General features: G+C 66.0%; 3 protein-coding genes (1 of these 3 cut by a window edge). All 3 read left to right on the top strand.

Annotated features, from left to right (window positions below):
* Tightly spaced (each overlapping or abutting the next), the 3 genes in view from BLP99_RS07850 to BLP99_RS07840 form a layout consistent with a single transcriptional unit that may run on beyond the window.
* Positions 1–588, top strand: partial view of a non-ribosomal peptide synthetase gene (locus BLP99_RS07850; RefSeq protein ID WP_092180105.1) — the final stretch only. 11,757 nt of this gene lie to the left of the window's left edge; 588 of the gene's 12,345 nt are visible here — the last part of the coding sequence; the start codon falls outside the window, past its left edge; the stop codon is at positions 586–588.
* A complete protein-coding gene (locus BLP99_RS07845) occupies positions 588–14,126 on the top strand; it encodes a non-ribosomal peptide synthetase (RefSeq protein ID WP_092180103.1) in 13,539 nt (4,512 codons plus the stop codon). Before BLP99_RS07850 ends, BLP99_RS07845 begins: the two co-directional genes overlap by 1 nt.
* A complete protein-coding gene (locus BLP99_RS07840) occupies positions 14,123–17,368 on the top strand; it encodes a non-ribosomal peptide synthetase (protein ID WP_092180101.1) in 3,246 nt (1,081 codons plus the stop codon). The genes BLP99_RS07845 and BLP99_RS07840 overlap by 4 nt, the downstream gene beginning before the upstream one ends.

The raw sequence follows: 17,368 nt of genomic DNA, 5'->3' as shown, positions 1-17,368 counted from the left end.
GAAGCGCGACTGCTGGCTCAACCGGGGGTACGCGAGGTGGCCGTCCTGGCCCAGGACGCGCCGGGAGGTCCGCAATTGGTGGCCTATGTGGTGGCGCCTGCGCTGGACCGGGAAGCCGACGACCTGCGTGCAGTGCGCGACCGACTCAAGGGCGGGCTCAAGGCGCATCTGCCCGACTACATGGTCCCGGCCCACCTGCTGTTTCTCGACCAACTGCCCATGACCCCGAACGGCAAGCTCGACCGCAAGGCCTTGCCGGCCGTGGAGACCGGCTTGTCCCAAGCCGGCTACGTGGCCCCGGTCAGCGAGCTGGAACGACAGGTCGCGGCGATCTGGGCACAGGTGCTCACCGTGGAACGCGTGGGTCTGAACGATCACTTCTTCGAGCTGGGCGGCCATTCGCTGCTGGCGGTCAACGCCGTCTCGCGCATGGCTCTCGAACTGGGGTTGACCCTGACCCCGCAGCTGATTTTCCAGCACCCCGTCCTGCAGGATTTCGTCGCGCAACTGGACACCGGGGACGGGCCGATCAATGAACAGAAACTGAACAAGCTGGAAGCCCTGCTTGATGAAATGGAGGAAGTCTGATGGACAAGAGTGTTGCTTTGAGGATTGCCAAGCGCTTTATCACTCTGCCCCTGGACAAACGCCGGCTGTACCTGGAAAAGATGCTCGAAGAGGGCGTCTCGCCGGCCAACCTGCCGATTCCCGAGGTGCGTTCCGGGTTCGAGGATATTCCATTGTCCTATGCCCAGGAGCGCCAATGGTTCCTGTGGCAGATGGAGCCCAACAGCTCGGCCTACCACATCCCCAGTGCGCTACGCCTCAAGGGCCCGTTGGATGTACCGGCCCTGGAGCGCAGCTTCAACGCCCTGGTGGAACGCCATGAAAGCCTGCGCACCACCTTCATCGAGCGCGACGAGCGGACAGTGCAGGTGATCCACCGGCAGTTGCCGCTGCGCATCAGCCTCGAGTCGTTGCCCGCGGACTCCACCGCCAGCCTCGAGGACAGCCTCAAGGCCTTCGTCGAGCGCGAGACCGCGCGTCCGTTCGATCTGCGTCAGGGGCCGCTGCTACGGGTTTCCCTGTTGAAACTCGCCGAGGACGACCATGTGCTGGCGCTGATCCAGCACCACATCATTGCCGATGGCTGGTCGATGCAGGTGCTGGTCAATGAACTGGTGAGCCACTACGCGGCGGACACCGTCGGCACACCGCTGGCCTTGCCGGAATTGCCCGTGCAGTACGCCGACTATGCGATCTGGCAACGCCATTGGCTCGAAGCCGGCGAGCGTGAGCGGCAGTTGGCCTATTGGGTCCGGACCCTGGGTGGCGAGCAACCGGTGCTGGAATTGCCCCTCGATCATCCGCGCCCGCCCGTACAGAGCTTTCGCGGCGCACGGCTGGACCTGGACCTGCCGCCGCAATTGGCGACGGCACTCAAGCAACTGGCCCAGCGCCAAGGGGCCAGCCTGTTCATGGTGTTGCTGGCCTCGTTCCAGGCCTTGCTGCATCGCTACAGTGGTCAACCGCAGATCCGCGTCGGCGTGCCGGTGGCTAACCGCAACCGGGTCGAGACCGAAGGCCTGATCGGCTTCTTCGTCAACACCCAGGTGCTGAACGCCCATGTGGACGGGCAACTGCCGTTCGACCGTCTGCTCGACCAGGTCAAGCAATCGGCCATGGCCGCCCAGGCGCATCAGGACCTGCCGTTCGAGCAGTTGATCGAGGCACTGCAACCGGAGCGCAGCCTCAGCCACAGCCCGATCTTCCAGGTCATGTTCAACCATCAGACCGCAGGCGATGCCCAGGGCCGGCAGTTGCACCTGCCGGGCCTGGGCATCGAAGACCTGGTGTGGGAGGGACGCACAGCCCAATTCGACTTGACCTTGGGCACGTATGAAACCGAGCAGGGAATCGCCGCCGAGCTGACCTATGCCACCGACCTGTTCGAGCCGCAGACCATCGAGCGTCTGGTCCGGCACTGGCAGAACCTGCTGCAGGGTATCGTCGACGCGCCGCAGCGACGCATCGGTGAGCTGCCGCTGCTCGACAGCGACCAGCAACGCCTGATGCAACGGCAATGGCACCGAGTGGTGGAGCAGGGGACACAGGCCACCTGCGTCCACCAGCGCATCGCCGAACGGGTCCGCCAGTCCCCCGATGCGCTGGCCCTGACCATCGATGGCCAAACCCTGACCTACCAGCAACTGGACACCCGGGCCAATCAGCTGGCCCACCGCCTGGTCGCCCTGGGCGTGACGCCTGACCAGCCGGTGGGCATCGCGCTGGAGCGCAGCGTCGAAATGATCGTCGGCCTGCTGGCGATCCTCAAGGCCGGCGGTGCCTACGTGCCGTTGGATCCGGCATATCCCGAGGATCGCCTGGCCTACATGATCCAGGACAGCGGCATCCACCTGCTGTTGACCCAGGCCCGGCTGCAGGCTGTGTTGCCCATTCCGGCGACCCTCCAGACCCTGCTGCTGGACCAGCCCGACGTGGCGCTACAGGATGCTCCCGGCACCTGCCCGGCGGTGCCACTGAGTGCCGAACACCTGGCCTACGTGATCTACACCTCCGGCTCCACCGGCAAACCCAAGGGCGTGATGGTGCGCCATGGCGCATTGAGCAACTTCGTCACCAGCATGATTGCCCAACCCGGCCTGACGGCTGGCGACCGCATGCTGTCGCTGACCACGTTCTCCTTCGACATTTTCGGCCTGGAGATCTACGGGCCGCTGTCGGCCGGGGCCAGCGTGGTGCTGACCGGCCAGAACGTGCACCAGGACCCGGAGGCGGTGCTGGCGCTGGTGGGGCAGCACGATGTGACCATGCTGCAAGCCACGCCTTCGAGCTGGCGCATGCTGCTGGACCACGAACAGGCTCCGCGACTGGCGGGGCGCACCTTCCTCTGCGGCGGCGAGGCATTGCCGCTGGAATTGGCGCAGCGGCTGCTGATGCTTTCGCCCAAGGTCTGGAACCTCTACGGCCCGACCGAGACCACCATCTGGTCAGCGGTGCATCCCTTGAGCCATGACAACAGTCGTCCGTTCCTCGGCAAGCCCCTGGACAACACTGCGCTGTACATCGTCGGCAGCGACCTGACGCTCAACCCGCCCGGCGCCCCGGGTGAACTGCTGATCGGTGGCCAAGGCCTGGCCCGTGGCTACTTCCAGCGCCCGGCGTTGACGGCCGAGCGTTTCGTCCCGAACCCATTCTCCACCACTGGCGAGCGGCTGTACCGCACCGGCGACCTGACCCGCTATCGGGCCGAGGGCGTGGTGGAGTACATCGGCCGCATCGACCATCAGGTCAAGATCCGCGGCCTGCGTATCGAGCTGGGGGAAATCGAAGCGGCGCTGCTGGCCCAGGACAGTGTGCGTGAAACCGTGGTGATCGCCCACGAAGGCCCGACCGGCTCGCAACTGGTGGCCTATGTGGTGCCCACCGCCAGTCCGATGCCCGACCCGCAAGGCGAGGCCGCGGCGCGCACCGCCCTCAAGGCCGCGCTCAAGGCGCAATTGCCCGAGTACATGGTTCCGGCGCACCTGGTGTTCCTGGCCCAGCTGCCGTTGACGCCCAACGGCAAGGTCGATCGCAAGGCGCTGCCGGCCCCGGATGTCAGCGAGGTGCAAAGGGCCTACGTGGCGCCCCGCAGCCTTCGCGAGCAACAGGTGGCGCAGATCTGGCAGCAAGTGCTCAAGCTCGAACGGGTAGGGCTGCAAGACAACTTCTTCGAGTTGGGCGGTCACTCGCTGCTGGTCACCCAGGTGGTGTCCCGGGTCCGTCGGGTGCTGGGCATCGAGGTGCCGCTGCGCAGCCTGTTCGAACACGGCACGTTGCAGGATTTCGTCGGCGCCCTCGACGCAGGCCAAGGCCCGCAGGCGCCCGCGCTGGTGCCGGTGCCACGTGACAAGCCGCTGCCGCTGTCGTTTGCCCAGGAGCGCCAATGGTTCCTGTGGAAAATGGACCCCGACAGCACCGCCTACAATATCCCGACCGCCTTGCGCCTGCGCGGTACGCTGGACAAGGACGCCTTGCGTCGCAGCTTCGAAGCGCTGGTGGAGCGTCACGAAAGCCTGCGCACCGCTTTCGTCGAAGACGAGGGGCGCACCTGCCAGGTGATCCGTCCACAGGGCCAGGTCAGTGTCGTCGAGCGGCGCCTGGACGGGGAGGACGAGGCCGCCATCCAGGCGTTCCTCGAACAGCAGACCCAAGGCCCGTTCGACCTCCTGAACGACGCGTTGCTGCGCGTGGCGCTGCTGGCGCTGGGCGAGCAGGAGCATATCCTGGTGCTGACCCTGCATCACATCGTGGCCGACGCCTGGTCGTTGCAGGTGATGGTCGATGACCTGATGAGCCTGTATTCGGCATTCGTCGAGGAGCGGCCCGCGCAATTGCCTCCCTTGGCGGTGCAGTACGCCGACTATGCGATCTGGCAGCGGCAATGGATGGACGCCGGCGAGCGGGAGCGCCAACTGGCCTACTGGACCGAGCAGTTGGGCGGCGAACAGCCGCTGCTGGAGTTGCCCACCGACCATCCGCGTCCGGCGCAGCAAAGCCAGCGTGGCGCGCGTTTGCCGATCGTGATCGATCCTTCGTTGAGCGATGCCCTCAAGGCACTGGCCCGACGGGAAAACGTCACCCTGTTCGTGCTCTTGCTCGGCGCTTTCCAGGCGCTGCTGCAACGCTACAGTGGGCAATCCGACATCCGCGTCGGGGTGCCGATCGCCAACCGCCAGCGGCTGGAGACCGAGCGGTTGATCGGGTTCTTCGTCAACACCCAGGTATTGCGAGCCCGGTTCGACAGCCAACTGACCGGCGCCGAGCTGCTGCAGCAGCTCAAGCAGACCGCCATGGCGGCGCAGATGCATCAGGACCTGCCGTTCGAGCAACTGGTCGATGCCTTGCAGCCGCAGCGCAACCTGAGTCACAGCCCGCTGTTCCAGGCCATGTTCAACCATCGCAACGAAACCGATGCAGCCTTTGCCAATGGATTGCCCGGCCTGGCAGTCGAGCCCCTGGGCTGGGCGCAGCGCACCGCCCAGTTCGATCTGAGCCTGGACACCGTCGACAGCCCGCAAGGCTTGCATGCGGCCCTGACCTACGCCACGGATCTGTTCGAGCCGGCCACCATCGAGCGCATGGGCCAGCACTGGCTCAACCTGTTGCAGAGCCTGGTGCAGGACCTGCATCGCCCTGTGGCGCAATGCACCTTGCTGGGGGCTGACGAGCGTCGGCGGATGCTCGTCGACTGGAACGCGACGGCGGTTCGCTACCCCCTCCACCGCACGGTGCAAGGCCTGATCGAGGAGCAGGTGCGCAACCACCCGGACGCTCCGGCGCTGATTTTCGGCGAACAGCGCCTGAGCTACGGCGAACTCAACGCCCGGGCCAATCGACTGGCTCATCGGCTGGTCGATCACGGCGTCGGCCCGGACGTGCTGGTGGGCATCGCCGTGGAGCGCTCCGTGGAAATGGTCCTGGGACTGTTGGCGATCCTCAAGGCCGGCGGTGCCTACGTTCCTCTGGACCCGGAATATCCGCGGGAGCGCCTGGCCTATATGTTCGAGGACAGTGGCATCGACCTGCTGCTGACCCAGGGCCATTTGCTGGACCTGCTGCCGATCCCGGGCGGCATGTACAGCCTGCTGCTGGACGCGCCTGACGACGGCCTGTATGCCGACCGCGACAGCGATCCGCAGGTCGACGTCCACGGCGAGAACCTGGCGTATGTGATCTATACCTCCGGTTCCACCGGCAAGCCCAAGGGCGCGGGCAACCGGCATTCGGCGCTGGTCAACCGGCTGTGCTGGATGCAGCAGGCCTATGGGCTCGATTCCACGGACAGCGTGTTGCAAAAAACGCCGTTCAGTTTCGATGTGTCGGTGTGGGAGTTCTTCTGGCCGCTGATGACCGGTTCGACCCTGGTGGTGGCCGCGCCGGGGGCACATCGCGACCCGACCCAACTGATCGGGCTGATCACCGCGCACCGCATTACCACGCTGCACTTCGTTCCATCGATGTTACAGGCCTTCGTGCAAGATCCCCACGTAGCCGATTGCACCAGCCTCAAGCGCATCGTCTGCAGTGGTGAAGCGTTGCCGGTGGACGCGCAGCAGCAGGTGTTCGCCAAGCTGCCGAATGCCGGCCTGTACAACCTCTACGGCCCCACTGAGGCGGCCATCGACGTGACACACTGGACCTGTGTCGAGGAGGGTCGCGACAGCGTGCCCATCGGCCAGCCGATCGCCAATCTGGGCACCTATATCCTGGACGACGAACTGGCCCCGGTGCCGGTGGGCGTGATGGGCGAGCTGTACCTGACGGGAGAGGGGCTGGCCCGCGGCTACCATCGCCGCGCCGCGCTGACGGCCGAGCGGTTCGTCACCGGGCCCTTCGGCCAGGGACAACGGCTGTATCGCACCGGTGACCTGGCGCGGTACCGCGCCGATGGCGTGATCGAGTACGCCGGACGCATGGACCACCAGGTGAAGATCCGTGGCCTGCGCATCGAGCTGGGGGAAATCGAAGCGCGCCTGGCCGAGCACGAAGAGGTGCGCGAAACGGTGGTCATCGCTCAGGACGGTACCTTGCTGGTGGCCTACCTGGTGCCCACCCGTGCCGAGCTGCTGGACGCCGACGACGATGCCCGCCAGGCGCTGCAAGCCCGCCTCAGGGATCACCTGGGCCGCGCATTGCCCGACTACATGGTGCCGCAGCGATGGCTGTGGCTGGAAAGGATGCCTGTCAGCCCCAACGGCAAACTGGAGCGCAAGGCACTGCCCCGTGCCGATATCAACGCCAGTCCCAAGGCCTGCATCGCACCGGGCACGGCCCTGGAACAGGCCCTGGCCGACATCTGGCAAAGCGTGCTGGGGGTTGGGCAGGTGGGTATCCACGACAACTTCTTCGAGCTCGGGGGCGATTCCATCATCTCCATCCAGGTGGTCAGCCGGGCTCGCCAGGCGGGCATCCATTTCAGTCCCAAGGACCTGTTCGTCCACCAGACCATCCAGGGCCTGGCCGGCGTGGCGAGCATGGGCGACAGCGGCCCGGTTATCGACCAGGGCCCGGTGACGGGCGATGCGCCGTTGCTGCCGTTCCAGCAACTGTTCTTCGACCTGGACATGGCCGAGCCGCATCACTGGAACCAATCGTTGCTGCTCAAGGGCAGGCGGCCGGTCCACGCCGGGCATCTGGAGCAGGCGCTGCAAGCGCTGGTTGCCCATCACGATGCCTTGCGCCTGGCCTTCGTCCGTGAGGGCGATGGCTGGCTCGCTCGCCATCGCACACTCGCCGAACAGCACGCGGTGTGGCAAGACTCGCCGCTGTTGTGGACCGCAGAGGTGGCCGATGCCCCGGCGCTCGAACAATTGGCCGAACGGGCCCAGCGCAGCCTCGCACTGGACCATGGCACGCTGTTGCGCGGGGTCTTGGCGAACCTGGCCGACGGCAGCCAGCGGCTGCTGCTGGTGATCCATCACCTGGTGGTGGACGGTGTCTCCTGGCGCATTCTGCTGGAAGACCTGCAACAGGCTTATGCCCAACTGCAAGCCGGACAGCCCCCGGCGCTTGCGGCCAAGACCAGCGCCACCCAGGCCTGGGCGCAACGATTGCAGGCCCATGCCGGCAGCGCGGCGCTACAGGCCCAGATGGCTTATTGGCAAGGCCAGTTGGCAGGCGCACGCGCCGACCTGCCTTGTGACCGCCCCCATGGGGACATGCTCAGGTGCCATGCCGCGCAGGTCCAGACACGCCTGGATAAACAGCAGACCCAGCGCCTCTTGCAGCAAGCGCCGGCGGCGTATCGCACCCAGGTCAACGATCTGCTGCTGACGGCCCTGGCCCGGGTAATCGGCCGCTGGACTGGCGAAGACTCCACCCTGATTCAATTGGAGGGGCATGGCCGCGAGGCGTTGTTCGATGACCTGGACCTGAGCCGCAGCGTGGGCTGGTTCACCAGCCTGTTCCCGGTGCGCCTGACGCCAGCGGCCACTGCGGCGGACTCCATCAAGACCATCAAGGAGCAGTTGCGGGCGATCCCCGACAAGGGGCTCGGATTCGGTGTGCTGCGCTACCTGGGCGACGAGCAGACGCGTCGCACCCTGGCGGCCCTGCCCATGCCTCGCATCACGTTCAACTACCTGGGCCAGTTCGACAGCGGCTTTACCGACGATGCCGACGGCTTGTTTGTCCCGGCCAGTGAATCGGCCGGTGCGCCCCAGAGTCCCCTGGCGCCGCTGGACAACTGGCTGACGCTCAACGGCAGTGTCTATGCCGGTGAACTGAGCATCGACTGGGCGTTCAGCACACAGATGTTCGACCCGGCCACCGTCCAGGCCCTGGCCCTGGACTACGGCCGGGAATTGCTGGCGCTGATCGAGCATTGCTGCCAGGCGCAGCACCAGGGCTTCACGCCTTCGGACTTCCCCCTGGCCGGCCTGACCCAGGCCCAGCTGGATGCCCTGGCCGTGGCGCCCGGGCAGGTCGAAGACATCTACCCGTTGTCGCCCATGCAGCAGGGCATGCTGTTCCATACCCTCTACGAGCAGCAGGCGGGCAACTACATCAATCAACTGCGCGTGGACGTCGAGGGGCTGCAGGTCGAGCGCTTCCGCCAGGCCTGGCAGGCCGCCATGGATGCCCATGAAGTGCTGCGCAGCAGTTTCGTCTGGGAGGGCGATTTCAAGCGGGCCCTGCAGGTGGTGCACAAACGGGTGGAGGTTGAATTCCTGTTCCACGACGGGCATGCCAACCCCGGGCTGTCCCGGGACCTGGACGCTCTCGCCCTGGCCCAGCGCCAGCAAGGCTTCGCGCTGGACGCCGCGCCGTTGCTGCGCTTGGCCGTGGTGCGGGTGGCGCAGGATCGCTATCACCTGATCTACACCAGCCATCACATCCTGATGGACGGCTGGAGCAATTCGCAGTTGCTCGGTGAAGTGCTGCAGCGCTACAGCGGCCAGGCACCGGCGCGACCGGCTGGACGCTACCGTGACTACATCGACTGGTTGTCGGCCCAGGATCCCCAGGCCAGCGAGCGGTTCTGGCGCGCACAATTGGCCGAGCTGGACGAGCCGACACACCTGGCAGGGGCCTTTGCCCGGGACTCGCGCAGTGAGGCAGTCACCGGCCACGGCGAGTACGAGCAGTGGCTCGATGAGCGCGCCACGGCGCGGCTGCATGCCTTTGCCCGAGAGCAGAAGGTGACAGTCAACACCCTGGTGCAAGCGGCCTGGCAGTTGTTGCTGCAACGCTGCACCGGACAATCGGCGGTGGCCTTCGGCGCCACGGTGGCCGGACGCCCCGCGTCCATTGCCGGCGTGGAGCAGCAGATCGGCCTGTTCATCAACACCTTGCCGGTGATCGGCAGCCCCCGGGCGGAGCACAGGGTCGGCCAATGGTTGCAGGAGGTCCAGGGGCGAAACCTGAGCCTGCGCGAGCATGAGCACACGCCCCTGTTCGACATCCAGCGCTGGGCCGGGCAGGGCGGCGCGGCACTGTTCGACACCTTGCTGGTGTTCGAGAACTATCCGGTTTCCCAGGCGTTGCAAGCGGGCGCGCCGGCCACGTTGCGTTTCGGCGAGGTGGCCAATCACGAACAGACCAACTACCCGCTGACCCTGGCAGTGAACCTGGGCGAGACGCTGTCGTTGCTGCTGAGTTACAGCCGCGACAGTTTCGCCCCGGGAGACGTTGCCCGCATCGGCCAGCACCTGGCGCACCTGCTGGAGCAGATCGCTCTGGGTGGCGAGCGCACGGTGGGGCAATTGTCACTGCTCGATGCCGGACAGCTGGCGGTTCAGCAGGGCTGGAACGCCACCGCCATCGAGTACCCCCTCGACCACAGCGTCCATCGCCTGATCGAAGCGCAGGTGCGGAGGACCCCTGACGCCTGCGCGCTGGTCTTCGGCCAGCAACGGCTCAGCTATGCGTTGCTCAATGCCCAGGCCAACCGCCTGGCTCATCTGCTGATGGAGCACGGTGTCGGTCCGGATGTGCTGGTGGGCATCGCCGTGGAGCGTTCGGTGGAAATGGTGGTGGGCCTGCTGGCGATCCTCAAGGCCGGCGGTGCCTATGTCCCGCTGGACCCGGAATATCCACAGGATCGCCTGGCCTACATGTTCGAAGACAGCGGCATTGGCTTGCTGCTGACCCAGGGGCATCTGCTTGACCAGTTGCCCGTGCCGACGGGCCTGCGCAGCCTGGTGCTGGACCAGCCGGGCGACTGGCTGGCGGGGCGCAGCGATGCCAACCCCGCGGTCGAACTGCAGGGCGAAAACCTCGCTTATGTGATCTATACCTCCGGTTCCACCGGCAAGCCCAAGGGCGCCGGCAACCGTCATTCGGCCCTGGTCAACCGCTTGTGCTGGATGCAGGACGCCTACCGGCTGGAGGCGAGCGACAGCGTGCTGCAAAAGACGCCGTTCAGTTTCGACGTCTCGGTCTGGGAGTTTTTCTGGCCCTTGCTGGCCGGCTCCACATTGGTGATGGCGCCTGCGGGGGCTCATCGCGATCCGGAGCAATTGATCGAGCTGATCACCACCCATCGGATCACCACGTTGCACTTTGTCCCCTCGATGTTGCAGGTGTTCATGCAGGATCCGGCGGTCAGTCGTTGCCAGAGCCTCAAGCGCATCATCTGCAGCGGCGAAGCGCTGCCGGTGGATGCCCAGTTGCAGGTCTTCGCCAAGCTGCCAGGGGCCGGTCTCTACAACCTGTACGGCCCCACCGAGGCCGCCATCGACGTGACCCACTGGACCTGCGTCGATGAAGGTCGCGATGCGGTGCCGATCGGCCAGCCCATCGCCAACCTGGGCACGTTCATCCTCGACCACAACCTGTCGCCATTGCCGGTGGGGGTGACGGGCGAATTGTACCTGGGCGGCGAAGGCCTGGCCCGCGGTTACCATCGTCGTCCGTCGCTGACGGCCGAGCGATTCGTCACCAGCCCGTTCGGCGACGGTGCGCGCCTGTACCGGACCGGCGACCTGGCGCGCTACCGTGCCGATGGTGTCATCGAGTACGCCGGGCGCATGGACCACCAGGTGAAAATCCGTGGCCTGCGCATCGAGCTGGGTGAAATCGAAGCGCGCCTGGCCGAGCACGACGAGGTCCGCGAAAGCGTGGTCATCGCTCAGGACGGCACGGTGCTGGTGGGCTATGTGGTGCCGCAGTCGCCAGCGTGGCTGGGCGGCGACGGCACTAGCAGCCAGGGGCTGGAGCAGGCGTTGAAGGCCCACTTGAGCCAGCACCTGCCCGACTACATGGTTCCACAGCACTGGTCCGTGCTGGAGCGCATGCCGGTCAGCCCTAACGGCAAGCTTGAGCGCAAGGCCCTGCCACGCTTCGATGCCAGCCAGGCGCAGCAAGGCTTCGCGATGCCCGAGGGCGAACTGGAGCAACGGATCGCCGCTGTCTGGCAAGAAGTGCTGGAAGTGGAGCAGGTCGGGCGCAACGACCATTTCTTCGAGCGCGGCGGCCACTCCCTGCTGGCGACCCAGGCCGTTTCCCGTCTGCGCAGGTTGACCCGTTATCCGCTGAGCCTGCGTGATCTGTTCAACCATCCACAGCTCAAGGCATTGGCGACGCTCATGGCAGGCCATGGGGAGGGGCCGGTGCGGGAGGGGGACTCTGGCGGGGTACGGCTCGTGGCCCATGGGCCGCGGCGCTCGGCACCGCTGTCGCTGGTGCAGCGACGCTTGTGGATCGCGGAACAGTTGTCCGGCGGCACCTCCGCGTATGGCATGCCCATGGCGCTGCGCCTGTGCGGCGAATTGTCGGTGGAGCGCCTGCTAGGCAGCTTTGCTGAGGTGATCCGCCGCCACGATGTGCTGCGCACCGCGTACACCCAGGATGACGAAGGCGACCCGGTGGCGCTGATTGCCGATGAGGTCCGGCTGGACTTCCCGGTGATCGATCTGTCCGGTCTCTCGCCCAGCGCCCAACGCGAGCGGGTGGCCCAGGCGACCCTGGAAAATGCCCGTACGCCGATCGATCTGGAGCAGGCGCCGCTGTTGCGCGGGCGGATCCTGCACCTGGGACCGACCGAGCATGTGCTGCTCTACGCCATGCATCACATCATCTCCGATGGCTGGTCCATGGGGCTTTTGATCAACGAACTGGTGCAGGCCTACGAGGCATCCGCCAAGGGCGAGCCGCTGTCGCTGCCACCCCTGGAGGTCCAGTACCAGGACTTCGCGTTGTGGCAGCAGGCACTGGAAGAGCAAGGGGTGTTGGCGCGTCAGGCCGAGTACTGGAAACAGCGGCTTCGCGGCTACGAGGGACGCCTGGACTTGCCGCTGGACAACCCCCGCGGCCAGACCGCTTCCTATGACGGCGATGCGTTGCAGTTCCAGCTGTCCGCAGCGTTGACCGAGGCCTTGCGCCGGCTGTCCAGCAGCGCTGGCGTCACGCTGTACAGCACCTTGCTGGCGTCGTTCCAGGTATTGCTGCACCGAGTCTGCGCGGCACAAGACGTGGTGATCGGGGCGGACGTGGCCGGACGCGAGCGACCGGAGCTGGAGCGCTTGATTGGCTTCTTCGTCAACGTATTGCCCCTGCGTTCGCGCCTTGACGCCCAAGCCACGTTCTCGCGGTTCCTGGGGCAGACCCAGGACGACCTGCTGGGCGCACTGGAGCACCAGGACCTGCCGTTCGACCAGATCGTCGACGTGTCGGGCGTGCCTCGCCACAAGGGCATGAACCCGCTGCTGCAGGTGCTGTTCGTGATGAACAACGTCCCGGTGCGTACCCGTTCCATGGCCGGCCTGAACGTGGAGTTCCTGCCGGCGCTGCAGACCCATTCTAAATTCGACATGGCGCTGTTCGTTGACGAAGAAGAAGGGCAATTGCGCGGTAATTGGCAATTCGCCACAACCTTGTTCGGACACGAGCGCATCCAGTACCTGACCCAGGCCTGGACAGCCCTGTTGGAACAGATCGTCGCTGATCAGGACATTCAATTGGGAGCTATCAGCATGCCAGTCGACAACTTGGCGGCAGCCGTCACGCCTGCCACCGTCCCGGGGCCCAAGGCCGATAAACTGGGCAAGTTCCTCAAGCGTTCCGTGACGCCGCTGGCCAAGGCCCGCCCTGCACGGGTGCGTGAATCGCTGGTGGCGGCGCCCCAGCGATTCCCGTTGATGCTGGAGCCGGGCGAGCCTCACCTGGATGTCATCGAGTGGATCCAGCAGAACCGGCCGTTGATCGAGCAGAAGCTGGCCGAGCACGCCGGCATTCTCTTCCGCGGTTTCGAGCTGGACGGCATCCAGGGCTTCGAGGCGTTCGCTGAAGCCATACAGCCGGGGCTTTATGGTCAGTACGGCGACCTGCCCAAGAAGGAAGGCGGCAAGAACACCTACCGCTCCACGCCGTACCCGGAGCGCAAGATGATCCTGTTCCATAACGAGAGCTCCCATCAGGACCGCTGGCCACGCAAGCAGATGTTCTATTGCGAACAGGCCGCGCCGGTAGGAGGCGCGACCCCGGTGGTGGACTGCCGGTTGATGTACGAACGGCTGCCGGCGGACATCCGCCAGAAGTTCGAGGACAAGGGGCTGCTCTACGTGCGCACCTTCACCGACAAGCTCGACGTGTCGTGGCAGCACTTCTTCAAGACCGAAGACCGCAGCGAAGTCGAGGCCCGCTGCCGGGCCGGCGGCATCCAGTGGCGCTGGCTCGACAACGACGAGTTGCAGACCCGCACACCGGGGCCCGCGATCATCACGCACCCGATCACCGGTGAGAAGTCGTTCTTCAACCAGGTGCAGTTGCACCACATCTACTGGCTGGACCCGGACGTGAGGGAGGACCTGCTGTCGATGTTCGGCCTGGAACGGATGCCCCGGCATGTCTACTACGGCGACGGCACCCCGATCGAAGACGAGGTGATGCAGCGCATCGGCCAGCTGTACGAAGCCTGCGCGGTGCGTTTCGACTGGCGCAAAGGCGATGTGATCCTGCTGGACAACATGCTGGTGGCCCACGCCCGGGATCCGTTCGAAGGCCCCCGCAAGATCGTGGTTGCCATGGGCGACATGTACGACCACAGCAGCCTGGAGCGTCCGTCGGTCGCCGGGCAAACCGCCCTGGGCGAACTCAATACCGAGGAAGTCGGAGCATGAACGAGGTCACGATGGACGCGCAGGATCCGGGTTTCGCCCTGGCGCCCGAACAACAGCGGGTACTGGAGCAGTTGCCGAACACGGCGACCTGTGGCGAGGCCATGCGCTGGCTGACGGTGCTCATCGATGGCGAGCTCGATCCACAGCGCCTGCAGCTCGCGCTCGATACGTTACTGGCGCAGCAGCCGATGCTGCTGGCGCGCCTGGTCAAGGTCGCCGGCTTCCACGGTCTGCGTCAGGTCGCCAGCGGTGCCGGGCGCTTCCCGCTCACGGTACGGACGGGTGAGCAAGGGGTCGAGCAAGTCCAGGCACAGATCGAGGAATCAATGGGCCGCGCCTTCGTGGCCGGCGAATCGGAAAGCGTCCAGGCGGCGCTCTATCGCCTGGCGCCGCAGCAATGGCAACTGGTGCTGGGCATCGCCCGCTACGGTGCCGATGCGCAATCCCTGCGCTTGCTGCTCGAGCACCTCCAGCAGGCATACGCTGCGGCTTCGGCACCGGAAGATGGAGCGCCGGGCGACGAAACGCCGGGTGAGTTCGCCCAGTACCTGGAATGGCGCAGCGAAGTGGTGCTCGATGAAGATGCCGCCAGCGCGCGAGCCTACTGGCAGCAACACCTGCAAGGCGTGCAGGCGGACATCGCCACGCCTTGGCTGGCCGATCGGGGCGCCAGTGGCGAGACGGGTGTCGCCGACGCGCGCCTGTCCCTGACCTTGACGCCTGCCCAAGGGGATGCCTTGCAAAGGCTGGCCGAACAGCTCGGTCAGCCCCTCGCCACGTTGCTGCAAGGTGCGTGGTGGCTGCTGCTGGGCCGTCTGGGCGGGCTCGAGCAGACGCTGGTGGGTGTGCGTCACGACAGCCGCGAGGATTACGATTACTTCGCCAACGCCGTGGGGGTGTTCGAAAAAAACTTGCCCCTGTGCGTTTCGTTGCCGGCCACCCAGCCGTTCAACGAGTGGTTGGCGGCGCTGGCGGTGCGCCTCGAAGAACACCGAACCTGGCAGGAATACTGGGCGCCGGAACTGACCCCCGAGGCGGCGCGCCCGGCCTATGGCTTTACGGCAGGGCAGGCGCCGACTGCCGGCCACGCCGGCGTCCTGGCCTGGGTCGTGTCGCAAAGCGCCGGTGTGCAGGCCGATGGGTTCGAGCTGCTGTTGCAGGTTCGATTGCAGGATGATCGGCGGCTAGCCTCGATCGACCTGTGTTATGCCCGTTCGCGTTATGCCCCTGCCTCGGCCACAGCCCTGTTGGAGCAGTACGGCGTGCTGCTGGCCTCGATCCTCGCAACGCCGCAAAGCCCATTGGCGCGGCTCAGCCTGCTGGGACACGTCGAGGAGCAGCGCCTGCTGGCGATCAACCCGGCGATGCAGGCATTGCCGGACAACCGTTACCTGCCGCAGCGCATCGCCGACCTGGCCGTTGCAACGCCCCATGCCATGGCCTTGACCGACGCCCACGAGCAATTGAGCTACGAACAGCTGCATGCCCGGGTCGAGCGCTTGGCGGGAGGGCTCAAGGCGCGTGGGCTGGGGGACGGTTCGATGGTCGCCCTGGCATTGCCGCGCTCGGTCGACCTGGTGATTGCGATGCTGGCGGCCTGGCGCGTGGGGGCGGCCTACCTGCCCCTGGATGCGCAGTGGCCCCAGGCGCGCCAGGCATTGATGCTGGAACAGGCCGGCGCGACGCTGTTACTGACCGACGCGGCGCATCTGTCGGCCTGGCAGGAGGCGCCGCACACGGTACTGACCGTGGCTGAACTCGGTCAGTCGAGCGCGCCATTGGCCGGGCTCGCCACCCGGGGCAACGATGTCGCATACGTATTGTTCACATCCGGCTCCACCGGCGTGCCCAAAGGCGTGGTGATCGAGCATCGACAGTTGCTCAACTACACCGCCCAGGCCAGCCAGGCGCTGGGACTGGAGCAGTGCAGGCACGTGGGTTTGAGCTCCACCGTGGCGGCGGACCTGGGCAACACGGCCCTGTTTGGCGCGTTGTTCAACGGGGCGGCCTTGCATGTAGCCAGTGATGAGCAGATGCAGGACGGCGTGTTGTTCGCCGAGTACCTGCAGCGACACGCGATCGACTGCCTGAAGATCGTACCGTCGCATCTGGCGGCGCTGCTCGACACTGAGCGGGCGACGCTGCCGCGAACGTTGATTCTCGGGGGGGAACCGATTGCCGCTCCGTTGATCGAGCGCATTGCGCGGGTGCGCGGCGATTGCCGGGTGTTCAACCACTATGGGCCGACCGAGGCTACCGTTGGCGTGATGATCCATCCGTTGACCCTGGACGGTGGCGCCGACGATTGCTCGGCCCTCAGCCAGGTGCTGGGCAATAACCGGGTCTACGTGCTGGACGCCGACCTGCGCCTGGCGCCGGTGGGCATGCTGGGTGAGTTGTATCTGGGCGGCGCGCAGCTGTGCCGGGGCTATCTGGATGCCGAAGCCGATGGGCAAGCGTTCATCCAGAGTCCTTTCGATCCGGCGCAGCGGTTGTATCGCACCGGCGACCTGGCGCGTTACCGCGCGGACGGTGCGATCCAGTTGCATGGTCGGCGCGATCAGCAGGTCAAGGTGCGCGGGTTCCGTATCGAACTGGCGGAAATCGAGGCCGAGCTGCTGCACCTGCCAGGGGTGGCTGAAGCACTGGTGCTGCCGGCAGCGTCGGGCGAACAGGGACTGCTGGCCTTCGTCGTGGCGCAGCCGGGGCAATCGGTGGGCTTGCTGGACGCCGCGCGTAGCGGGCTGAGCGCTCGCCTGCCCAGTGTGATGGTGCCAGCGCACCTGCAACTGATCGAACAATTCCCACGGTTGGCCAACGGCAAGATTGATCGCAAGGCGCTGCAACAGCTGGCCGGCGCGGCGGCGAATAGCCAGGACGCCGCGCCGCGCGATGGACTGGAGCAGTTGCTTGCCACGCGTATGGCGCAGTTGCTGGGGCTGGAGCGAATCGGCATCGACCGCGACTTCTTCGCCGCAGGGGGGCATTCGTTGCTGGTGATCAAGTTGGTGGCCGGTATCCGCAAGCTGCTGCAGTGCGAGATCCATCCAGGGCTGGTCTTCGATCATCCGACGGTGGCGTCCCTGGCGTCGGCCTTGAAGGCGGTGGAAAGCAGCCCGGGGCAACTGGAAAAAATGGCCCAGGTGCGTTTGCGCATGGATGCGATGAGCCCCGAGGAAAAGGCCCGCTTGACCGAACAGGCGCGGCAGCAGCAAGCCGCCAGGGTCGCCCAGGGCAACTGA

The organism is Pseudomonas sp. NFACC32-1 (genome assembly GCF_900101215.1).
Taxonomy (GTDB): Bacteria; Pseudomonadota; Gammaproteobacteria; order Pseudomonadales; family Pseudomonadaceae; genus Aquipseudomonas.
Note: the sequence above shows the minus strand (reverse complement) of the source record. Positions and strands in the feature narration are given on the sequence as shown.